Genomic DNA, 21,290 nt, shown 5'->3' on the forward strand with positions numbered 1-21,290 from the left:
CGACGGCCGGACGGCCGGCTAGTAGCGGAGTTCCACCGGGATGCTCAGGGGGCCCGTGGTGCCGGCCGGCACACCTGCCACCGAGATCCCGGCCCGCGCCCCGGGAAGTGTCATGACCTGGGCCCCGTAGACCGGATCTCCTGTCGCAGCGATGAGGACGGCGGCAGGTGACCGGCCGAGTGACGACGACGGCACCGACACCGAGGTGCCTCCCGCGATCCCGATCACGACCGGAGTCCCGAGTGCGCCGCCGGCGGCGACGGGGGTGAGCGTGACCTCGCTCCTGCCGCTCGGCGCGCCGAGCAAGAGGGACGTGTCCACGCCCTCGGCGAGGGACATGGCGGAATCGCTCCCCAGGCGGACGGCGGCGGGGGCCGAAGCGAAGTCGACGGGATCGCCGTCGTCGATGCCGCGCGGAACGCGTGCCGATGCCACCACCGAGACGTCGGAGACGATGGCGATGGTATAGCTGCCCTCGGGCAGGGACGCCAGGGGCACGGCGGCCACGGATCCGGCGGCCGCCGTCACGACTCCCCCACCGGGCAGCTCGACTTCCCCGTCGAGGCCATGGACCTTGATGTCGAGGACGGCGTCGCTCGACCCGGGCGCGAGCACCTGCAGCTCAGGGGCGGCGGCCGCATATCCCTTCTGTTCGCGGATGCGGCGCGCCGTCGCGGCGTCCTGGACGACGACGCCGGGCACCACCTGCGTCGTGCCGGCGGGCGCGCTGGGCGAGAGCAGTTCCACCCCGCCGGGCGTGAGGCTGCGGAGGACACTCTGCTGGATCACGCCTGCGATCCGTCCGCCATCGCTGCGGACGCGGACAGCCATGCGGTCCTGGTCGCCGGCCAGCCCTGCGAGCACGATGCGGCGGGTCTCGCCGGGAGCGACCAGCTGGCCGCGCGTGCCGGCTGCCTCGATGGGTCCGTCCTGTCCGTACAGCTCGAGAGTCACGGTGGCCGGGGTCCCGGTCGGGTTCGTCAGCAGAAGGACCGAGGACTGGCCGACGGCGGTGGCGGCACCGACGAGCCAGAAGTCGCTCGAGGGCACCTGGCAGGCCGTCGCGGCGAGGCCGCGGAGGTCTCCGTCACTGGCGGTGTAGGTGGAGGTCGCAGCAGCAACGGGCGTGAGGCCGCCCTGCGGCTGCGCGCGGAAGACCGAGGCGTCCGCAACTCGGACGCCTCGGGAGACACCGGCGACGCGGTTGGTCAGGCCGTCCGTGCCGCTGCTTGCAGGACGGTCCGCCAGGGACGCCTCGGGCGCGAACTCCTCGATGAGAGACAGCGGTGCGCCCCCTCCGACCGGCAGCAGCCCGCTTCCGGTCAGCGTTGCACTCAGGTCGCTGAGCACCATCCCGGACACGGTGGTCTTCGCGGTGGCGGACGCCGGGCTGAACTCGGGATCCGCACCCTCGACGGCTGTCTCCAGCAGGCGGGGCGGGGCAGGGCAGACCGCCGTGTAGTCGCCGGCCGGCACTGCGGCCACAGGTACGGGACGGACGGTGTCGGACGGCGGGACAAGAGCATCCGTGACGGTGCCCGACGCGATGGCGGCTGTCGCCGCGAGGAGGACGACGCCCGTCGCCGCACCGACCGCGGTGCCGACCCGGGCCCGGCGCACTGCGCTGGCGCCGGTCCCTGCCGCCTTGTCGCGGGCGACAGCCCGGGCGGCGACGGCCGTATCGGCGGACTCCTGCGAAGGGGTCCCGGCACTGGACCGGCCACCCCCGTCACGGTCCTGCAGTCCCGCGTTCGCCGCCGTGCTGTCGCGCTTGCGTCCCCGGATCACGGGCGGCCTCTTCCACTGGTCACGGGCTGTGGGTCGTCCTCGAGGCCGTCGTCCTCCGCACCCGATCCACCGGTCGGGCCGATCGCGTCGGTCCAGACGGTCGATCCGGTCGGGTCGGTCGGGTCGGTCGGGTCGGAGGGGTTTGCCGAGGCGGTCCGGTCGGTCGCGTCCGAGGGACGACGCGGGCTGGTCGGGCTGGCCGTGTCGGGCACGTCGGTCATGTCGACCGGGCCGGTCGTGTGGTCCCGGTACGGCGGACGACGCCGCTCGGAGGACTGCGGACGGCGGCCGCCCGTCGGCCGGACGACCCGGGGTCGCGACGGGATGGGAACCGCCAGGAGCACGGTGAGCCCGAGGATGATGGCCTGCGAGGCCTCTGCCCAGGGCTGGTAGGGGCTCACGTAGGAGACCGCCACCGTTCCGCCGGCGGCGGGCAGGGCGAAGGCCTGGTGCCAGCCGGCCGACGTCGTCTCCAGCCTTCGCCCGTCGAGGGTCGCCTGCCAGCCGTGGTCGGTCTCCTCGGCGAGGACGAGGACCCTTCCCTCGGCCCCGGCCGCTATGGTGCCCCTCGCGTCCACCGCTCCGGACGCGACCGTCTCCTCCGTACGGCCGTCCGCGTCGACCACCCGGACGCGTGCCGTGCGGTTGCCTGCGTCCTCCGTGCCGTCATCGAGCACGGGGGCTGCACGCCACAGCCGGCCCGCGTCCGTGTCGCCCACGGCCGTGAGGCCCGGGACGGAGTCGATGCGGCCACTGAGGAAGTCCCCCGCGGTGCCGGATTGCTGGAGGACCACGAACCCGACGCCGAGGTCGCGGAGGTCCTCCCGCGGGTCTGCACCGGTGGCGCCGACGATCACCGCGACCGTTGTCCGGAGGATCCGCGCGGACTCGCTGTCCTCGCGCAGTGCGTCTCCGCTCCCCTGCAGGGTGCGGGCGGCGACCATCGGGTTCAGCGCGTCCAGGGTGGTCCCGGATCCGCGCATGAGGGCAGCACCCACGGTGTCGTCGTCGTCGACGGTGATGACGAGCGTGCGCGTGCGGTCGGGTCCGGTGCCCCGGTCCGCGGCGGTGGCGGGCAGGGGGCGCTCGGCTGCGGGTTCGAGCACGAGGCCCGTCCCGAAATCGGTGGTGCCGGTCCCGGCGTCGGGTGCCTCCTCCGCCGGGGCACCCGGAAGAACCACGGGTTCGGCGGCCACGGCGGGGGGACCGGAGATCTCGGGTGCCAGCCACAGGCCGAGGCTGAGCAGCGGTCCCGCGGCGAGGACGACCCCACCCGCGATCCGCACCAGCCGACGGCGGGTGCCGGGACGTGCTGCCGGCGCCTCCCCGTCCTGCGCACCGGGCAGCCCCGAGAGTCCGGCCGCCAGGAGGCACAGGGACACCACCGACACGAGCGGACCGGAGAAGGGCTGGATCAGGGAGGTGGCGGCCACCGCGACAGGCAGCGCCGGCGCTGCAGCCGCCAGGGCGAGGGCGAGGACGCTGAGCAGCCAGAGGAAGCGCGCGGCGGTGCGGTGACCGCCGCGGCTGAACAGTGCGGCGGCCGCCAGGACGAGAACCGGCCCGCCGATGACGACGGCGGCCACGAGTGCGGGGCCCATCCCGAGGACGCCGGTCGATGCCGGCGGAAGCAGGGGCTGGAAGGACACGGGGAAACCGAGGAGTTGCTGCCAGGCGGCAGCCGGAGCGAAGGGAACCGCGACACCGGGATCACCCAGGAGTCCGCGCGGGTTCCGCAGCGCCGACAGGACATACGGCAGGTGCAGCGCCACGACCGGCAGGAGCGTCCACCACAGGGTACGGGCGCGGCGTCGACCTGCCACCAGGGCGAAGGTCAGCCCGACGAGCACGAAGGGGAGAAGGGACGGCGCGGAGGCGGTGACGACAGCAAGGACCAGCCCGGCGGCCGCCGCGGCTGTCCAGCTCCGGGTTCCATTGATGCCCGGCTTGATGATGCCCTCGGGCAGCGCGTGTGCTGCCAGGGCACCCCCGACCGCCCGGACCGTCCCGAGCAGGGCCAGCGGCAGCAGGACGTGGGCGATCAGGGCGCCGAGGCGCCCACTGCCCAGTGCCACCTGCAGGGCCGGTGCCGCTCCCCAGAAGAGGGCAACCCACAGGCGCAGGCCGCGCGAGCGCGTGAAGGCCGCGGAGGCGAACCACGCGGAGAGCCCTGCCAGCGGCAGGGCGCAGACGATCGTGGCGACGACGGCGGTGTTCGCCGAGCCCAGTCCCAGCAGCGAGAGGAGCCACAGGACGTAGGAGAACGGGGAACCGTGGGCACCGAACCCTGTGCCGAGGCCCGTCCACCACGTCGTCGCGCTGTCCCAGACGGCACCGGGTGTCTGTGCCACCGGCAGCAACGCACCGCCCGCGAGGGCCGACGCTCCGACCAGCCGGTGCAGGCCCACGAGGGCCGCGGCCAGAAGGACGGTGACGGCGACGACGGCGCCCCAGCCGACCCACGGCCGGGCGGGAGCAGTGAGTGCGGCGAAGTCATCGTGGCTGTCACCCGACGGTATGTACTCCTCCGTGGCCTGCAGTCCCTCCGGTCCGCTGTAGCCCCCGCGTGAGGTGAAGGCGTCGAGGACCGACCTGCGGTGGGACCAGACGTCACGACGGGAGGTGACCAGCGACCGGACGATCGACCGGGGCAGTGTCCTGGTGCGGGCGGCGGAGCGGCGGGAACGCAGGAGATGGAGTGGCCGGAAGACACCGCCGAGGCTCCCGAGCAGCTGTCCCGTGCCGTGCCCAGGATCCTTCGCCAGGAGCCCGAGGAGGAACCGGACCAGGCCCCCGAGCACGGCTCCGACGGCCAGGAAGGGCACGTTCCACGGGGCCGCATGCTTGAGTCGAAGGTACACCTCGGCGGCACGTGCGGCATGGGGAGTGGATGCGGGATGCGGCCTCGAACTCGCGTGGCGCAGGACGGCGTGGGGTACCACCACCACCCGGTTGCCGGCGAGGCGGTTCCGCCAGCACAGGTCGACGTCGTCGCCCACGCCGTGGAAGGCGGGATCGAATCCGCCGAGGGCGTCCCACACGTCCCGGCGCACGAGCATCCCCGCGGAGTTGACGGCGAAGACGTCGCTGCGGGCGTCGTACTGACCCTGGTCGTGCTCGTCGACATCGATGAGCGTGAGGCGCTCGGCCCACCTGCTGATGGACAGACCGACGTCGACGAGTTCGCGCGGGTCGTCCCAGGCCACCTGCTTCGCTCCCGCGACGGTCACCGAGGGCGCACGCTCCACGGCGAGGAGGAGCTCGGCGAGTGCGTCGGGCTCGGGCGCGGAATCGTCATGGAGGAGCCAGAGCCAGTGCTGGGTGCTCCCGTCCTCCGATGTCCGGCGCGCAGGGATCTCGGCGACAGCGGTCCGCACCGCAGTGCCGAATCCGGCCCGTGCCGGCGCTCCGACGACCGGGCTCCCGGTCGGCAGGTTGAGCTGGAGGATGGAGGCGGACTCGTCCGTCGATCCACTGTCGACGCCGACGCAGAAGTCGGCCGGTCGGGTCTGGCGTTCGAGGGCTTCCAGTGTTCGCGGGAGGTACTGGGCGCCATTGTGGGCTACGACGATGGCGGTGACGCGGAGGTGGAGCTGAATCAGACTGCTCGCTTCCGCAATCTGCGCCGCTCGCGCTCGGAGAGGCCACCCCAGATACCGAAGCGCTCGTCGTTCTCCAGCGCGTACTCGAGGCATTCGGACTTCACGATGCAGGCGCCGCAGACCTTCTTGGCGTCGCGGGTCGAGCCGCCCTTCTCGGGGAAGAACGCTTCGGGGTCCGTCTGCGCGCACAGCGCGTCGGTCTGCCAGGACAGTTCGCCGTCGTCGTCCGGGTTGCCCGGCGCCAGCGGCAGACCGACCCAGGCCGGCTGCCCGGTGGGGGCCGAGTGCGGCCGTGCGTCCTCGAGCTCATCCGGCAGGATGCTTGAGGTTTCCGGCTCCAGGCTGGGCAGGGCGAACAGGCTGCTCGGGCGGTCCTCGACGCCGGGGAGCGAGGTCAGCGTCTCATGCGCAGCGAGGAAGGCCGTTGCCTGGTCCTCGAGCACGGAGCGGGTTTCTTCACGGTACCGCTCCCCCGCCAGGGGATCTGCGGGGTCGAGGAACCAGTCGGCAGGAACGCCCCGTGAGCCGTAGCGGGCCGAGGCCTGCGCTGCGATGTCTGGTCGTTCTTGGATGCGTTCTGCCTGCCCCATGTCAGCCTTCCCGGTGTTGCCGTTCCAACATCAGCATGGGTCGACCCTCGCGCCCCGCTGCTGGAACAAATCCGATGAGCTAATTACACGTGTGTAAGTCCGGCCCGTCAAGCGGGGAGGGAATCTTATAGACTCGGAAGCAGACAATCACGGCCGCCACGCCGATTTGACTACTCGTTCGACTACCTGCTTTTCTCAGCGAATACGCGTAGCCCGGTCACCCGGAACGGAAGGGCCATCATGCCACAGACACCTGCAGAGATCCTGGTGAAGCTGCGGTCCGTTCATCCCTCCTCGCCCCGCCTCGTCTGGCACGGCCGGGACGGCCGGATCGAGCTGTCGGGGCGCGTGTTCGACAACTGGGTGGCCAAGAGTTCGAACCTCCTCGCGGACGAACTCGACGCAACCGGCGGAACTGTCGTGGAGTTCGACCTTCCCGTGCACTGGAAGTCCGTGGCACTCGCTTTCGCGTGCTGGCAGGTCGGCGCCATCACTGTTCTGCCGGACGTCCTCCCCGGATCTGCGTCTCCGGTCTCGCCGGCTTCCCCCGAACACCGGCAGGGGGCCGACATCGTGCTGTCATCGCGCGAGGGTGCCGACGTCGCTCCGCCCCGCCTGCTCGTCTGCGTGGCGCTCGGGTCCCTCGCGCTCCGGTGGGACGGTCCGCTGCCCCGGGGTGCAGTGGACTTCGCGGCGGACGTCCGTTCCCACGGCGACGTCTACCTCGGAGAGCCCGCCCAGGCCGGCGATGCACCGCTCGTCCACACCGCCGGCCGGCCCCTGGCGGCCGGAGATCTCGCAGGCCTCGTGACGCTGCCGTCCGACGGGGGCCCCGGCAACTCCGGTGATGCTCCCACGGTGCTCCTCGAACCGGGAACGGACCTCTTGCGCGCGCTCGCTGCCGCCCTCGCCGTGTGGCAGCAGGACGGCACGCTCGTCCTCGTGGAGGAGGGCGTCCCCGTCACCGACCGTCTGCTGGCCGGCGAACGGGTCACGGGCCGGCTGGGAACTGCCTGACGGGCTCGCCCGCTTCGACGGGGTGGTCGACCGGCTTCGTGCTGTGCGGGTGGATGATTTCCTGGTCGTGGCTGAACTCGGGCTCGGCGTCGAGCTCGGCGCTGAACACCCAGAAGCGGTAGGCCACGAAGCGCACCAGGGTGGCGAGCGCGGTGCCGAAGATGCCGACCACGAAAAGGGGGCTCGGCTCCGTGACGTCGAAGACGTACTTGGCGACCCAGACGCAGCCGGCGGCGATGCCCATGCCGATCACGTTGATGAAGATGAACATGACGAGCTCGCGGGCGGCGTTGGCCTGCCGCCGGTGCCGGAACGTCCAGTAGCGGTTCGCCACCCAGGCGAAGATCGTCGCGACGCCGGCGGAGACGAAGCGGGCCTTCACCTCGCTACCGCTCATGGGACCGTGGATCAGGTACCAGTACAGGCCGTTGTCTATGACGAACGCCACTCCACCGACGGCGCCGAACTTCGCGACTTCGCGCCAGAAAAGGGACGCGAGACCCCGTATCCGATCCATGAGTCCTGCCACTACAACCTCCACGGTCTGGGTGAGAACGCCGTGAATCCCGGGGCGGAAACCCCGGCGATTGCAGGATCGGCCGCGTCAGGGGCCAGCAGAGCGAGCCACCCCGGCTGACCTTTGCTTGGCGTGTTTCGTCCTATTTTACGGTGTGGGTGCCGCCGCAGGGTTGCCGAACGGACTCCGGCGGCCTGAGAGTCCGCCGGGAATCCGTGGTAGCGGACCCGCGCGCGGCTGCCCGGAGGATGTGCGGGCCGGGAGCGATGCCGGGAGCGGCCGGCTCGGTGGGTACCCTGTGATGGTGACTTTTCCAGTGATAGGCGTGGTCGGCGGCGGCCAACTCGCGCGCATGATGGCCGGTCCCGCAGTCGAACTCGGGCTCACGCTCCATGTCCTCGCGGAGGGACCCGACGTGTCCGCAGTGGCTGCCGTAGCCCACTCGAGCGTCGGCGACTACCGCGACCCCGAGACCCTGCGGGCCTTCACCGCCGGGGTCGATGTCGTGACCTTCGACCATGAGCACGTACCGGGTGAACTCCTCGACGAGCTCGCCCGCGAGGGCGTCGCGATCCACCCGTCGCCGGCCGCGCTCCGCCATGCCCAGGACAAGCTGGTGATGCGACGGGCCGTGGAGGAGCTGGGCCTGCCGAATCCCCGGTGGAGGGCCGTGAGCAACACCTCCGACGTCGAGGCCTTCGCGGCGGAGACGGGGTGGCCCGTGGTCCTGAAGACGCCGCGCGGCGGGTACGACGGCAAGGGAGTCCTCGTTCTGCGCGACGCCGACGGGCTCGCGGCCGCGGCGTCCTGGTTCACCGGCGGAGAGTTGCTGGTGGAGCAGTTCGTCCCGTTCAGCCGGGAGCTCTCCGTGCTGGTGGCGCGCCGCCCGTCCGGCGAAGCCGTCACGTGGCCGGTCGTCGAGTCGATCCAGGTGAACAGCGTCTGCGACGAGGTGATCGCGCCCGCACCGGATCTGCCCGACGACGTCGCCGCAGCCGTCACCGCAGCCGCGCTCCGCCTCGCCGAGAGCCTCGATGTCACAGGTGTCATGGCCGTCGAACTGTTCGAGACGCCCGGCCTCGGCGCCGGGTACCTCGTCAACGAACTCGCCATGCGTCCGCACAACTCGGGCCACTGGACCATGGACGGCGCCGTGACCGGCCAGTTCGAGCAGCACCTGCGCGCGGTCCTCGACCTGCCGCTCGGAGCGACGGACCCCGTGGGCCGGCACACCGTGATGAAGAACATTCTCGGCGGACCGAACACCGACATCTACGCGGCGTACCAGTCGGCCTTGTCCTCAGGACCATCGGCTAAAGTGCACTTCTACGGCAAGGACGTACGTCCCGGCCGGAAGATCGGACACGTCAACGCGCTGGCGGCCCCGGAGGAACCGCTCGAGGCCGTCCGGGCCAGGGCCACGAGGGTTGCCGCGATACTCCGCGACGGCGCCTGACAACCCCGCCAGGACCGAGGGCCGGGATCGACAGGCCCGGATCGACGGACGGGGTTCGCCCGGATTACACAGGATTACCAAGGATTACCAAGGATCAACCGGAGGAATGCAGTGACGAACGCGCAGGTAGGCCTTGTGATGGGCTCCGATTCGGACTGGCCCGTCATGGAGGCTGCAGCGGCGGCGCTGGCCGAGTTCTCCATCCCCTACGAGGCCGACGTCGTCTCCGCGCACCGCATGCCCACCGCCATGATCGAGTACGGCCGGACCGCGCATGAGCGGGGCCTGCGCGTCATCATCGCCGGTGCCGGCGGAGCAGCGCACCTTCCCGGCATGCTCGCCTCCGTGACTCCGCTTCCCGTGATCGGCGTGCCGGTCCCCCTGCGCTACCTCGACGGCATGGATTCCCTGTTGTCGATCGTGCAGATGCCGGCAGGCGTTCCCGTGGCGACGGTGTCGATCGGTGGGGCCCGCAACGCCGGCCTCCTCGCCGTCCGGATACTCGCGGCCGGTACGGACGAGCGGTCGAAGGTGCTGCGCGGGCAGCTCGTCGAGTTCGCGGACGCGCTCCGGGAGACCGCGGAGAACAAGGGCGCGGCCCTTCGGCACCGCATCGCGGCGTCGACGGCCGAGAACGCATGATGACCGGCACGCGCGTGCAGGACACGGGTGGCGAGGGCACGACCGGCCTCACCAATCCCGTGAGGTACCCGGAGGCCGCATCGCCCGCGGTCCGCACGAAGCGCGCCTTCGTCCTCCTGGCTCTGACGCTCGTCCTCCCGGGGTCCGCGCAGGTCGTGGCCGGGGACCGCCGGCTGGGCCGCCGGGCGCTGAGGACCACCTTCACCTGCTGGGCGCTCGTCCTCCTCGGACTGGTTCTCGCCCTGACCAACCGCAGCCTCGTCGTTGGCGTCGTCACCCACCGCTGGTGGTCCCTCGTACTGATCGCTGCGCTGCTGGGCATGGCCCTGGCCTGGGCCCTGCTGTTCATCAACACCCTGCGCCTCATCAGGATGCCCCTGCTCGACCGCGGCGTGCGTCCACTCGTCGCCGGCGCCCTGGCCCTGCTCATGGCGCTCACCAGCGGATCCCTGGCCTACGGCGCCTACGTGCTCGGGGTCGGCCGATCGACCGTGGGGTCGATCTTCCAGACCGGTCCGGCGTTCGATCCCGTGGACGGTCGGTACAACTTCCTGCTCATGGGAGGTGACGCCGGCGAGGACCGCACGGGTCGCCGGCCCGACAGCATCTCCGTCATCAGCGTCGATGCCGAGACGGGCTCGACAGTGACCTTCAGCATCCCGCGCAACTTCCAGAACGCGCAGTTCTCCGACGACTCCCCACTCTGGGAGGCCTATCCCGACGGGTACAACTGCGGGGACCCCTGCATCATCAATAGCCTGTACACCGACGTGGCCCAGAACTACGCCGACCTGTACCCGGGCGCTGCGGATCCGGGTGCAGAAGCGATGATGGACGCCGCGAGCGGCGTCCTCGGGATCGAGGTCCAGGCCTACCTCCTCGTCGACATGAACGGCTTCGAGCAGCTGGTGGACGCCATGGGCGGCATCAGGATCAACGCGGGCGGCTGGGTCCCGATCACGGCCGGCGAGATCCCCGGGTCGGATCCCATCCGCCACTATCCGCCCGACGGGTGGATCAAGCCGGGCGTCCAGACGCTCGATGGCTACCACGCGCTCTGGTACGCGAGGTCGCGCGAGTTCGTGACGGACTATGACCGCATCTCCCGCCAGCAGTGCGTCCAGCAGGCCATGATCGCCCAGCTCGATCCCGCCACCGTGCTGACCCGGTTCCAGTCGATCGCGGCTGCCGGCACCCGGATCGTCGAGACGGACATCCCCCAGGACCAGCTGGCGAGCTTCGTGGACCTGGCGCTGAAGGCGAAGGGCCAGGAGACCCGCCGCCTGACCATCGGCCCCCCGGACTTCGGCACGCCTGCGGAGAACTTCGTGACCTACCCCGACTTCGACCGCATCCACAGTCGGGTGCAGCAGACGCTCGCGCAGGGTGCGGCAGAGCCGGGCGCAGCGGCCCCCCTGCAGCTGGACCGCGCGGCGCTCGTTGAGGAACTGCCGGCACAGACCGCCGACGACGGCATCACGGAGGAATACCTGCAGGAACTCGCCACCATCGGTGACGACGCCACCCTCGGCGAACTACTGTCGAACAACGGCGAGTGCTCCCCCGCCTGACCCGGTCCTGACCGCACGCCCGACGACCACCCAGCCGAAGGATCCGCCGATGTACCTCCTGGACAGCACCCTCCGCCCCTACGCGTGGGGCTCGGTACGCGCGATCGCGGACCTGCTCGGCCGGGAGCCGTCCGGCGGACCCGAGGCCGAACTGTGGGTCGGCGCCCACCCCGACTCGCCCTCGCAGGCCGTTCGGCCGGACGGTACCCGGCGCAGCCTCGCGGACCTGATCGCCGAGGACCCTGAGGGGCTCCTCGGCGAGGCGACGGCAGAGCGCTTCGACGGCCGCCTCCCCTTCCTCCTCAAGGTCCTCGCCGCGGACTCGGCCCTGTCCCTCCAGGTGCATCCGAGCCTGGAACAGGCCGCCGCCGGGTACGACGCCGAGGAGGCTTCCGGTGTTCCGCGGGACGCACCGCACCGCAACTACCGGGACCGGAACCACAAGCCCGAGATGATCTACGCACTCACCCCGTTCGAGGCGCTGTGCGGATTCCGGCCCCTGCCCGAGGCTCTGCGTACCTTCACGGCCCTCGCGTCCGCCGTCGAACCCGGCTCCTGGACACACGAACTCCTCGACTCCGTCGCCGCCCAGCTGTCGTCCGGCGCGGATTCGGCGCTGCGGTCGGCCTTCACCCTGCTGCTCGAGGCGGCGCCTGAGGTCGTCGACGCCGTGGTGGCCGCCGTCGCCGGCGCGGCGGGCCCGGCCCAGGCCACCGGCGCAGAGGAGGCGGACGCCGTGGCCGCCGATCTCGCGACCCTCTCCGAGCTGTCCGCGCAGTACCCGGGCGACCCGGGGGTGCTCGTCGCGCTGCTGCTCAACCGCGTCTCGCTCCGGCCCGGGGAGGCCCTCTACCTGCCCGCCGGGAACATCCACGCCTACCTGCAGGGCCTGGGGATCGAGGTCATGGCCTCGTCGGACAACGTGTTGCGCGGCGGCCTCACGCCCAAGCACGTCGACACTGCCGAACTGCTCTCCACCGTGGTCTTCGAGCCCATCGCACCGCCCGCGCTCGCGCCCGAGTACACGCTCCTCGACCAGGAGCTGTACCGCCCGCCGTTCGAGGAGTTCCAGCTCCAGCGGATCGAACTGGGCGACCCTGCGGCGGGACCGCGTGGCGAACCCGCGGACGGCGCGGACAACGGCCACGGAGACAGTCCGCTGCCCGCCGGCGAGAGCCTCACCCCGGCGCACGTCCCCGTGCTGCAGAACGGTCCCGTGCTGGTCATCGCGATCAGCGGGTCGATCCTGCTCGACACCCCCAACTCGACCCTCGAGGTTCCCCGCGGCGGCAGCGCCTTCGTCGCCGCCTCCGAGGCGCCGCTCGTCGTGCGTCCCGCGGCGGACAGCCACGGCGCGACGGACGGCCCGGTACTGGCGTTCGCCGTCACGACCGGCGGCGAGGCACCGGCGCTCTAGGAGCGACTCGCCCCGAAGGACCAGGCGCCGGCGCTCCAGGAACGGGCCGCCCCAAGGCTAGGCACCGGCGCTCTAGGAGCGACTCGCCCGCGCCTGCCGCACCACGCCGAGGACCCGCCCGGCCTGCCTGCGCGCCACCTGCATGCTGCGCTTGGCGAGCGGCAGCGCGCGGCTGAACAGCGGGTAGAACGGCGAGAGCGGCAGGTCCCAGGTGCCTGCGAGCTGGTCCTCGTGTTTCGCCCAGCCCATCTTGAACTTGGAGACCCCGTCGTTGAGCAGCCCGTTGAAGTCGTAGCGCACCACGCCGCGCGCCTTCATCTCGGAGATCGCGAACCACTTGAGGGCGTAGTTCGCGCGCAGGCGCTCGCCCTCCTCCGTCATGCCGCCATAGAGCTCGAAGGACGTGGTGTCCGTCACCGACAGCCACAGGAAGGCGACGACGTCGTCCCCGGAGAACGCCGCATACACGGGTGAGGCGTCACCGAGGTTGTCGAAGATGTCCAGGTAGTAGGAGTCCTCGTGGATGCCGAACCCGGCACGCTCGGCCGTCAGCCGGTAGACGTCGAGGCACGCGCCGATCTCGCTCCGGACGACCCGCCGGATCTCGAGGCCCTCCCGCCCGGACTTCCGGATGTACTGGCGGTGCTTCTTGGTCATGTCGGCCAGCAGCTCGTCCTCCGACCGGCTCAGGTCGAGGATGAGCGTCCGTCCGATGAGGATGGTGTTCGTGCTCACCTTCCAGCCGGCGGCAGGCAGCGCACGGACCGCATCGCTTGCGGCGTCCCAGTCCGGTTCGATGGACAGTGCGACCGAGCGGTGCGCGGCGCGGACGTAGCCTGCGACGGCCTCGAGGACCTCGACCTCGCGTCCCGGGGCGGTCTGGGGACCACGGGGGATGTAGGCCAGGTTCCGTAGCGGAAGCGGCAGGGACCTGCAGACGATCTGCGCCGCGCCGACGACGACGCCGTCCTCGGCGACGATCACGCGGTCGGCGCTCCAGCCGTGCGCCGCCTTCGTCTCGCCCCATCCCCACAGCTGCTGGGGGTGGCCTCCCAGCTGGTTGACGGTGGTGTCCCACAGGGCACGGTCGAAGCAGGGCGATACGGAAAGGGTCATTCGACCAGCCTATAGGGGCGCACCGCCTGTCCGTTGCCGAGCGGCGCGCCCGCCGTGCTCCTAATCCTTGATGCGGGCGTAGGTCTCCCACTTGTGGGCCTGGTGCTCGCCGTCGACCACGCGGATGGTGCCGGACTTGGAACGCATGACCATGGACTGGGTGAGGACCTTGTCCTTGCTGTAGCGGACGCCGCGGAGCAGGTCGCCGTCGGTGATGCCGGTCGCCGCGAAGTAGCAGTTGTCGCTCGTCACGAGGTCGTTGGTCGAGAGCACGCGGTCCAGGTCGTGGCCTGCGTCGAGGGCCTTCTGCTTCTCCTCGTCGCTCGTGGGCCACAGCCGGCCCTGGATGACGCCGCCCAGGGACTTGATGGCGCATGCCGCGACGATGCCCTCGGGGGTTCCGCCGATGCCCATGAGCGCGTCGACGTCGGTACCCTCGCGGGCCGCCGCGATGGCACCGGCGACGTCGCCGTCCATGATGAACTTGGTGCGCGCACCGGCCGCGCGGATCTCCTCCACGAGCGGCTTGTGCCGGTCGCGGTCCAGGATCATGACGTTGAGCTGGCTGACCTTCTTGTTGTTCGCCTTCGCGATGAGGTGCAGGTTCTGCTTGACGGGCAGGCGCAGGTCCACCATGTCGGCGGCCTCCGGCCCGGTCACGAGCTTCTCCATGTAGAACACGGCGGACGGGTCGAACATCGAGCCGCGCTCGGCGACCGCGAGGACGGCGAGCGCGTTGTTGATGCCCAGCGCGGTCAGGCGCGTCCCGTCGATCGGGTCGACGGCGACGTCGCACTCGGGTCCGCTGCCGTCTCCCACACGCTCACCGTTGAACAGCATGGGCGCCTCGTCCTTCTCACCCTCGCCGATCACCACGACGCCGTTGAAGTGGACGGTCTGCAGCAGGGAGCGCATGGCGTCGACGGCGGCACCGTCGGCCAGGTTCTTGTCGCCGAAGCCGACCCAGTGGCCGCCGGCGATGGCCGCGGCCTCCGTGACGCGGACCAGCTCCAGCGCGAGGTTCCGGTCCGGCTCGTCATCCCCGACGGCCAGAGCCGGTGACAGTGTCGAGTACTGGGCATTCTTGGCGTTCTGGGACACGTCTATCCTCATCGTCGAAGGTGTTCAGGCACTGCGCGGGCGTACCTGTCCGTGCTGTCATCATAGGCGGGCCGGGCGCCGTCGTCCCTGTGATGCTGCATACGTGACCGCCGATGAAGCCCCTTCCGGTTAGGTGGCGCGGCCGGCATCAGCGAAAATGGGAGGGTGAGCGATTCAGGCGATGAGCGGGCGACCCCGGGAACCGAGGCAGGCTCCGGCGTACAGCATGCCGGCGGACGAGCCGTCGAGCGGCCGGCCGGGAGCCCCCGTCCCGACACCGCCCGGGACGACGACCTGTACGACGACGCGCCTCCCATCACGCTCACGCCGAGCCAGGCGAAACGTGCCAGCTCGACCGCGCGCGGAATGCTGATCGCCACCGGGGCGACCATCGCCGTCGTCCTGCCCGTCTACTTCCTGAACCCCACCTACACGGCCGAGACGTACAAGCGCGACATCGACGTCGAGACCGTGGCACGCCAGGCTGCTGGCGATGCGGGCTACCTTCCGGCGTCTCCGGGCCTTCCCGAGGGCTGGTCCTCCAACTACGCCCGCTGGGTCACCGGCCGCAGCGACAGCGTGGATTTCTGGGAGGCGGGGTTCCTCACCTCGGACAGCGGCTTCATCCAGCTCACCCAGACCGACGACGCCAACCCCACCTGGGTGGCCCAGCGGGTCGGCGATGCGCAGGTGTCCGGCACCCGGACCATCGGCGGCCTGGAGTGGGAACTCCTGGACGCGCCGAACGGCGACACGGTGCTGACGTCCGACGTCGACGGCGCGACCGTCATCCTGAACGGGGAGGCGTCCCTCAAGGAGTTCGACACCATGGGTGCAGCCGTCATCGAGGACGTACGGCAGAATGCCGCCGAGGAGGCCGAGCGCCTGTCATCTTCCGACACGGACGGCTGAGGACGGCCGCGCCCAGTACAGTGGTCGGCGTGACACAGCAACTGACCCCGGCCGCAGCATGGCGTCGACTCCAGGACGGCAACGCCCGGTTCGTCGCCTCGGACGTCTCGCATCCGAACCAGGACGCATCCCGCCGGACCGCGCTCGTGAACAACCAGAACCCGTTCGCCGTCATCTTCGGCTGCTCGGATTCGCGCCTGGCGGCGGAGATCATCTTCGATCTCGGCCTCGGCGACGTCTTCGTGGTGCGGACCGCCGGCCAGGTGATCGACGACGCCGTCCTCGGCTCGCTCGAGTACAGCGTCAGCGTCCTGGGCGTACCGCTGATCGTGATCCTCGGACACGACAGCTGCGGGGCTGTCACCGCGACCGTCGACGCCGTCGAGACCGGGGAGATGCCCGTCGGGTTCATCCGTGACCTGGTGGAGCGCATCACGCCGTCGGTCCTCACGGCGCGCAGGGCCGGCGTCACCGACATCAACGCGACGGTCATCGAGCACACGAAGCAGACCGCGGGGCGGCTCGTCGACAGCTCGCGGGTGATCGCAGAGGCCGTGGAGAACGGGTCCGTCGCCGTCATCGGCGTCTCCTACCGCCTGGACGAGGGCAAGGCCGTGCTCGTGTCAGGATTTGGCGCACTGTAGCGCCAGCGGTGAGAATTGCCGCATGACTCCAACGCCTGCAGCCAGCCCTGAATCCAGCTCCACGACCGGCGCGACGCCGGGCACGGAGGATGCGGAGTACCGCATCGAACACGACACCATGGGCGAGGTACGCGTCCCGGTCAACGCCCTGTACCGGGCCCAGACGCAGCGCGCCGTCGAGAACTTCCCGATCTCCGGCACCACCCTCGAGCGCGCGCACATCGAGGCGCTCGCCCGCATCAAGAAGGCCGCCGCGACGGCCAACGCCGAACTGGGCGTGCTCGACGAAGAGCGTGCGCGGGCCATCGAGGCGGCAGCCGAGGACGTCGCCTCGGGCCGGTACGACGGCGACTTCCCCGTGGACATCTACCAGACCGGTTCGGGGACGTCCTCGAACATGAACGCCAATGAGGTCATCGCGACCCTTGCCAGCCGGGCGCTCGAGGCCGCCGGCAGCTCGACCTCGGTCCACCCCAACGACCACGTGAATGCGTCGCAGTCGTCCAACGACGTCTTCCCGACGTCCGTCCATGTTGCGGCGACGTCCGCACTCGTCAAGGACCTCATCCCCGCCTTGGCACACCTCGCGGAGGCGCTGGAGCGCAAGGCGGAGGAATTCAGCACCGTCGTGAAGTCCGGCCGCACGCACCTCATGGACGCCACGCCGGTCACGCTCGGCCAGGAGTTCGGCGGCTACGCGGCGCAGGTCCGCTACGGCATCGAACGCATCGAGGCGTCGCTGCCCCGGGTCGCGGAGGTGCCCCTGGGCGGCACGGCCGTCGGCACCGGCATCAACACCCCGGCCGGCTTCTCGGCACGCGTCATCGAGCTCCTCGCCGAGGACACCGGGCTCCCCCTCACCGAGGCACGCGACCACTTCGAGGCCCAGGCCAACCGCGACGCCCTCGTCGAGGTCTCGGGCATGCTGCGCACCATCGCCGTCTCCCTCACCAAGATCCACAACGACCTCCGCTGGCTCGGATCCGGCCCCAATACCGGCCTGGGCGAGATCGCGCTCCCCGACCTGCAGCCCGGCTCGTCGATCATGCCCGGCAAGGTCAACCCCGTCATCGCCGAGGCCGTTCTCATGGTCTGCGCCCAGGTGGTCGGCAACGACGCCACGGTGGCCTGGTCGGGGACGAACGGTGCCTTCGAGCTGAACGTCGGCATCCCCGTGATCGCCCGCAACGTGCTCGAGTCCATCCGCCTGCTCAGCAACTCGACGCGGGTCTCGGCCGACCGCATGATCGACGGGATCACCGCCAATGTCGAGCGTGCGCGCTTCCTGGCGGAGGCCTCCCCCTCGATCGTGACGCCGCTGAACAAGTACATCGGCTACGAGAACGCGGCCAAGATCGCGAAGAAGGCCGTCGCCGAGGGCCTCACCGTCCGCGAAGCCGTTGTCGCACTCGGCTTCGTGGAGCGCGGCGAGCTCACCGAGGAGCAGCTGGACTCGGCCCTCGACGTGCTGTCGATGACCCGGCCGCCGCAGGCCTGACCGCAGCGGACACCGGTTCGGGGAGGGCGCACCACGTGGTGCGCCCTCCTTTTATGCCTACCGGCAGTAAATTTGCACCATTAGATCACTAGTGCAAATATGTACTTCGTGACCACAAGTGCAACAAACGGCGATCTCGGGCTGCGGGAGCGCAAGCGCCGACAGACTCGAGCCTCCCTCGTCACCACCGCCCGGCGGCTGACGCTCGACCACGGTCTCAGCGGATTCACGGTCGAGCAGCTGTGCGACGAGGTCGGCATCTCCCGCCGGACGTTCTTCAACTACTTCCCCTCGAAGGAGGACGCCGTCCTCGGCTCCTCCGACGAGGGACTCCCGGAGCAGCTGCTCTCCGACTTCGTCGCATCAGGCCGGGGAGATCCGCCCCGCCCCCTCATCGACGCGCTCGCCACCCTGTTCGCCGAGTTCGGCAGCAGGATCGGCATCTCCCGTGAGGAGTACGAGACGATGTCCGCCGTCCTCCACCGGGAGCCGCAGCTCCTGGCCCGGATGTTCGCGAAGGCCGAGTCGAAGTCCCAGCTCCTGACCGAACTCATCACCACGCGGGAAGGCCTGCCCGCGGGGCATCCCACCGCCCGCGTCGCCGTCCACGTCTTCGGAGAGCTCTTCCGCCGGTCACTGGACGAGTTCTTCGCCGAGGGCAACGACCTGAGCTACGCACAGGTCTTCCGCCGCAACCTGGACGCCCTGCACTCCCTCTTCATCTCCTCCGCTCCCGAGGTCCTCGCCGACCGACCCTCCCAGAACCAGGAACCAGCATGAGCACACAGACGGCGCCGGACGGCCCGCTCCTCCTGACCCAGCGGCGCATCTGGATCATCTTCTCGGCGCTCATCGCCGGAATGCTGCTCTCCAGCCTCGACCAGACGATCGTCTCCACGGCGATGCCCACCATCGTGGGCCAGCTCGGCGGCGTCGAGCACCAGACCTGGATCACGACGGCGTACCTGCTCGCCACGACGATCGTGATGCCGATCTACGGCAAGTTCGGCGACGTCCTCGGGCGCCGGAACCTGTTCCTCTTCGCCATCGCGCTCTTCACGGTCGCCTCCATCGGGTGCGCCTTCGCCACCGACTTCTGGGCCTTCGTGGTCTTCCGTGCCATCCAGGGCCTGGGCGGTGGCGGCCTGATGATCCTGTCCCAGGCGATCATCGCCGACATCGTGCCCGCCAACGAACGCGGCAAGTACATGGGCCCCCTCGGCGGCATCTTCGGCCTCAGCGCCGTCGCCGGCCCCCTCCTCGGCGGCTACTTCGTGGACCACCTGACCTGGAACTGGGCCTTCTACATCAACATCCCGGTCGGCATCGCGGCCTTCACCATTGCGTGGTTCACCCTGCGCCTCCCCTCCAGGAAGGCCACCCGGCGCATCGACATCCCCGGCGTCGTGCTGCTGTCCATCGCCACGACCTGCCTGATCTTCTTCACCGACTTCGGTGGCGACGCGGCCGAGGGTTGGACCTCCCCGCTCACCTGGACCTTCGGAGCGGGCATGGTCCTCGCCGGCATCACCTTCGTCCTGGTGGAACGACGCGCGGAGGATCCCATCATTCCGCTCGGGCTCTTCCGCAACCGGACCTTCGTCACCAGCACCGGCATCGGCCTGACGCTGGGACTCGGCATGTTCGCCGCGCTGGCCTTCATGCCCACCTTCCTGCAGATGGCATCGGGCACCTCGGCCGCGGTGTCCGGCCTGCTCCTCGTCCCGATGATCGTGGGCCTCATGGGCACCTCGATCTTCTCCGGCATCGCCATCTCCCGCTCGGGCCGGTACCGCAAGTACCCGATCATCGGCGTCTCGCTGACGCTCGCGACACTGCTCTGGATGTCCACCCTGACCGCGACCACCCCCATCTGGGTCATCTGCACCATGCTCTTCTTCTTCGGTGCGGGCCTCGGACTCATCATGCAGGTCATCGTGCTCGTGGTGCAGAACTCGGTGGCCCCGACCATGGTGGGCGTCGCGACCAGCACCAACAACTACTTCCGCGAGGTGGGCGCGTCCCTCGGCGTCGCCGTCTTCGGCGCGATCTTCACGAGCCGCCTCTCGGAACGGCTGAACGCGACGTTCGCCTCCTTCGGCGCCAGCCCGGAAGCGGCGGGGCAGGCGACGTCCAGGCTCGATCCGGCCGCCCTGAACGCCCTGCCGGACCAGGTGCGCGACGCCGTCGTGAGCGATTATGCCGAGTCGCTCGCACCGGTCTTCCTGTACCTGGTGCCGTTCCTCGTTCTCGCCCTGATCCTCGCGTTCCTGCTGCGGGAGATCCCGCTGTCCGATACGGCCGGGATGGTGGCGCGCGGCGAGGCGATCGGCGGCGAGGAAGCGCTCCGGCTGGAGCGCGAGCGCGCCGCGGCGCCGGCCGTCGGAGGACGGGGCGGTCAGGGAGAAGGCGCGGTCAGCTGACGAAGCGGGTGACGCCGTCGAAGCCGCCCGCGCCCTGCACCAGCCGGAGGTGCCGCGCGTTGAGCTCCGGGAGGTCGTCCAGCGGGAACCAGCGGACGTCGAGGGACTCGTCGTCGTTCACGCGAGCGGTCCCGCTGATCCAGCGGCAGCGGAAGTCGAGGGTGAGGAAGGTGCACACGTCACCGTTCGGATAGGTGATCGGGCCCACGACCGACGTGTCGAGCAGGTACTCGACCTCGACGATGACGCCGGTCTCCTCCAGGACCTCCCGCCGCAGTGCCTCGGCGGGTTCCTCGCCGGGATCGACCATTCCGGTGATGATGGTCCATCGGCCGTTGTCCGAGCGCTGCCCGAGGAGCACGTGCCCCTCGTCGTTGAACACCACACCCCCGACGCCGGGCAGCCAGAGCGGATCGTGGCCGATCTTGCGGCGCAGGGCGACGACGAACTCCGGGGTAGGCATGCTTTTCACCCTAGTACAGCAAGGGCCAGCGCGGCTCCGGCGATGAGGAAGGGCCCGAACGCCACCGAGGAGCGGAGTGTCGCCCGCCGTGCGGCGACGAGCACCAGGCTCCAGAGGCCACCCAGCACGACGGCGAGGAAAGGCCCCCACCACACCTCCGGCCACCCCGCGAAGCCGAGGTAGAGGCCGAGCAAGCCGGCGAGCTTGACGTCGCCGAAGCCCAGTCCGCGCCGATGCAGCAGGTGCAGCGCCGCGAAGCCCGCGCCCAGGAGTGCACCCCCGGCGAGCATCCCTCCGATGCGATACCACTCCCCCGCAGCACCGGCCGCGGCACCGAGCAGGAGGATGGCGGCGGGGTAGGACGGGAGGATGATGCTGTCCGGCAGCCGGTGCGTCCGCCAGTCCACCAGGCCCAGCCGCACGCCGACCACGACGAAAGCGGCCAGCGCGACGGCGAGGAGGACGAAGGCGAAGGGCTCGTCGCCCCGGTATCCGGCGAGGACGGGGATCACGCGCCCCACGGTACGCGAGGC

18 protein-coding genes are annotated in these 21,290 nt (G+C 70.5%); 10 read left to right on the forward strand and 8 right to left on the reverse strand.

Features of this window, described 5'->3' with window-relative positions; all coding sequences use genetic code 11:
- Positions 1-18 precede the first annotated feature (18 nt).
- Genes ACX80H_RS11225 through ACX80H_RS11235 form a run of 3 tightly spaced genes read right to left on the reverse strand, consistent with a single transcriptional unit; the run spans position 19 to position 5,980 of the window.
- Entirely contained in the window at positions 19-1,788 is a 1,770-nt protein-coding gene (locus ACX80H_RS11225; RefSeq protein ID WP_459313444.1) for a DUF5719 family protein, read from the reverse strand.
- Positions 1,785-5,483, reverse strand: a complete 3,699-nt coding sequence (locus ACX80H_RS11230) for a glycosyltransferase family 2 protein (RefSeq protein ID WP_459313445.1) — start codon at positions 5,481-5,483, stop codon at positions 1,785-1,787. The genes ACX80H_RS11225 and ACX80H_RS11230 overlap by 4 nt, the downstream gene beginning before the upstream one ends.
- Entirely contained in the window at positions 5,387-5,980 is a 594-nt protein-coding gene (locus ACX80H_RS11235) for a WhiB family transcriptional regulator (RefSeq protein ID WP_459313446.1), read from the reverse strand. Before ACX80H_RS11235 ends, ACX80H_RS11230 begins: the two co-directional genes overlap by 97 nt.
- Positions 5,981-6,220: 240 nt before the next feature.
- Between ACX80H_RS11235 and ACX80H_RS11240 the strand changes: the two genes are divergently transcribed.
- Positions 6,221-6,997, forward strand: coding sequence for a TIGR03089 family protein (locus tag ACX80H_RS11240; protein WP_459313447.1), 777 nt, complete (start codon positions 6,221-6,223; stop codon positions 6,995-6,997).
- On the opposite strand, the gene ACX80H_RS11245 is transcribed toward ACX80H_RS11240, so the two are convergent.
- On the reverse strand, positions 6,972-7,514 hold the full coding sequence (locus tag ACX80H_RS11245; RefSeq protein ID WP_459313448.1) for a GtrA family protein: 543 nt from the start codon (positions 7,512-7,514) through the stop codon (positions 6,972-6,974). The genes ACX80H_RS11240 and ACX80H_RS11245 overlap by 26 nt on opposite strands.
- A 301-nt stretch (positions 7,515-7,815) precedes the next feature.
- Here ACX80H_RS11245 and ACX80H_RS11250 point away from each other — a divergent pair, with 301 nt between their 5' ends.
- From ACX80H_RS11250 to manA, 4 genes are all read left to right on the forward strand, one after another.
- Positions 7,816-8,970 carry a 5-(carboxyamino)imidazole ribonucleotide synthase gene (locus tag ACX80H_RS11250; RefSeq protein WP_459313449.1) on the forward strand — a complete coding sequence of 385 codons (1,155 nt, stop codon included), beginning with the start codon at positions 7,816-7,818 and terminating at the stop codon, positions 8,968-8,970.
- Positions 8,971-9,108: 138 nt separating this feature from the next.
- Positions 9,109-9,612 carry a 5-(carboxyamino)imidazole ribonucleotide mutase gene (gene purE / locus ACX80H_RS11255; protein ID WP_459313826.1) on the forward strand — a complete coding sequence of 168 codons (504 nt, stop codon included), beginning with the start codon at positions 9,109-9,111 and terminating at the stop codon, positions 9,610-9,612.
- Complete coding sequence (locus ACX80H_RS11260; RefSeq protein ID WP_459313827.1) at positions 9,612-11,183, forward strand: LCP family protein; 1,572 nt, start codon at positions 9,612-9,614, stop codon at positions 11,181-11,183. Before purE ends, ACX80H_RS11260 begins: the two co-directional genes overlap by 1 nt.
- 49 nt (positions 11,184-11,232) lie before the next feature.
- Positions 11,233-12,600 (forward strand): mannose-6-phosphate isomerase, class I, encoded by a 1,368-nt coding sequence (gene manA / locus ACX80H_RS11265; protein ID WP_459313450.1) that lies wholly within the window; start codon positions 11,233-11,235, stop codon positions 12,598-12,600.
- Between the two features lie 72 nt (positions 12,601-12,672).
- On the opposite strand, the gene ACX80H_RS11270 is transcribed toward manA, so the two are convergent.
- Entirely contained in the window at positions 12,673-13,716 is a 1,044-nt protein-coding gene (locus ACX80H_RS11270) for a lipid II:glycine glycyltransferase FemX (RefSeq protein ID WP_459313451.1), read from the reverse strand.
- Positions 13,717-13,776: 60 nt separating this feature from the next.
- The gene (gene glpX / locus ACX80H_RS11275; RefSeq protein WP_459313452.1) at positions 13,777-14,829 is read right to left on the reverse strand and encodes a class II fructose-bisphosphatase; all 1,053 of its coding nucleotides are present in this window, start codon (positions 14,827-14,829) and stop codon (positions 13,777-13,779) included.
- 153 nt (positions 14,830-14,982) lie between these two features.
- Here glpX and ACX80H_RS11280 point away from each other — a divergent pair, with 153 nt between their 5' ends.
- The 5 genes from ACX80H_RS11280 to ACX80H_RS11300 all read left to right on the forward strand — a co-directional run bounded on the left by ACX80H_RS11280 (position 14,983) and on the right by ACX80H_RS11300 (position 20,294).
- Positions 14,983-15,729, forward strand: coding sequence for a DUF4245 domain-containing protein (locus ACX80H_RS11280; RefSeq protein ID WP_459313453.1), 747 nt, complete (start codon positions 14,983-14,985; stop codon positions 15,727-15,729).
- Between the two features lie 29 nt (positions 15,730-15,758).
- Positions 15,759-16,373, forward strand: coding sequence for a carbonic anhydrase (locus tag ACX80H_RS11285; RefSeq protein WP_459313454.1), 615 nt, complete (start codon positions 15,759-15,761; stop codon positions 16,371-16,373).
- Positions 16,374-16,395: 22 nt separating this feature from the next.
- Positions 16,396-17,871, forward strand: a complete 1,476-nt coding sequence (locus tag ACX80H_RS11290; RefSeq protein WP_459313455.1) for a class II fumarate hydratase — start codon at positions 16,396-16,398, stop codon at positions 17,869-17,871.
- Positions 17,872-17,970: 99 nt separating this feature from the next.
- On the forward strand, positions 17,971-18,651 hold the full coding sequence (locus tag ACX80H_RS11295; RefSeq protein ID WP_459313456.1) for a TetR/AcrR family transcriptional regulator: 681 nt from the start codon (positions 17,971-17,973) through the stop codon (positions 18,649-18,651).
- Positions 18,648-20,294: an MDR family MFS transporter gene (locus ACX80H_RS11300; RefSeq protein WP_459313457.1), complete on the forward strand. Its 1,647-nt coding sequence runs from the start codon at positions 18,648-18,650 to the stop codon at positions 20,292-20,294. Before ACX80H_RS11295 ends, ACX80H_RS11300 begins: the two co-directional genes overlap by 4 nt.
- Here the strand turns inward: ACX80H_RS11300 and ACX80H_RS11305 are convergent.
- Together ACX80H_RS11305 and ACX80H_RS11310 are read right to left on the reverse strand one after the other, a co-directional pair.
- Complete coding sequence (locus ACX80H_RS11305; RefSeq protein WP_459313458.1) at positions 20,287-20,757, reverse strand: NUDIX hydrolase; 471 nt, start codon at positions 20,755-20,757, stop codon at positions 20,287-20,289. The genes ACX80H_RS11300 and ACX80H_RS11305 overlap by 8 nt on opposite strands.
- Positions 20,758-20,762: 5 nt before the next feature.
- Positions 20,763-21,269 carry a prepilin peptidase gene (locus tag ACX80H_RS11310; RefSeq protein WP_459313459.1) on the reverse strand — a complete coding sequence of 169 codons (507 nt, stop codon included), beginning with the start codon at positions 21,267-21,269 and terminating at the stop codon, positions 20,763-20,765.
- Positions 21,270-21,290: the final 21 nt, after the last annotated feature.

The sequence above is a fragment of the Arthrobacter pasteuri genome (assembly GCF_054510955.1).

Coding starts and splice junctions, on each gene's coding strand:
- ACX80H_RS11230 (WP_459313445.1), bottom strand. CDS start 5,483: ATGCCTCGAGTACGCGCTGGAGAACGACGAGCGCTTCGGTATCTGGGG.
- ACX80H_RS11235 (WP_459313446.1), bottom strand. CDS start 5,980: ATGGGGCAGGCAGAACGCATCCAAGAACGACCAGACATCGCAGCGCAG.
- ACX80H_RS11240 (WP_459313447.1), top strand. CDS start 6,221: ATGCCACAGACACCTGCAGAGATCCTGGTGAAGCTGCGGTCCGTTCAT.
- ACX80H_RS11245 (WP_459313448.1), bottom strand. CDS start 7,514: ATGGATCGGATACGGGGTCTCGCGTCCCTTTTCTGGCGCGAAGTCGCG.
- ACX80H_RS11250 (WP_459313449.1), top strand. CDS start 7,816: ATGGTGACTTTTCCAGTGATAGGCGTGGTCGGCGGCGGCCAACTCGCG.
- purE (WP_459313826.1), top strand. CDS start 9,109: ATGGGCTCCGATTCGGACTGGCCCGTCATGGAGGCTGCAGCGGCGGCG.
- ACX80H_RS11260 (WP_459313827.1), top strand. CDS start 9,612: ATGACCGGCACGCGCGTGCAGGACACGGGTGGCGAGGGCACGACCGGC.
- manA (WP_459313450.1), top strand. CDS start 11,233: ATGTACCTCCTGGACAGCACCCTCCGCCCCTACGCGTGGGGCTCGGTA.
- ACX80H_RS11270 (WP_459313451.1), bottom strand. CDS start 13,716: ATGACCCTTTCCGTATCGCCCTGCTTCGACCGTGCCCTGTGGGACACC.
- glpX (WP_459313452.1), bottom strand. CDS start 14,829: ATGAGGATAGACGTGTCCCAGAACGCCAAGAATGCCCAGTACTCGACA.
- ACX80H_RS11290 (WP_459313455.1), top strand. CDS start 16,396: ATGACTCCAACGCCTGCAGCCAGCCCTGAATCCAGCTCCACGACCGGC.
- ACX80H_RS11295 (WP_459313456.1), top strand. CDS start 17,971: ATGTACTTCGTGACCACAAGTGCAACAAACGGCGATCTCGGGCTGCGG.
- ACX80H_RS11300 (WP_459313457.1), top strand. CDS start 18,648: ATGAGCACACAGACGGCGCCGGACGGCCCGCTCCTCCTGACCCAGCGG.
- ACX80H_RS11305 (WP_459313458.1), bottom strand. CDS start 20,757: ATGCCTACCCCGGAGTTCGTCGTCGCCCTGCGCCGCAAGATCGGCCAC.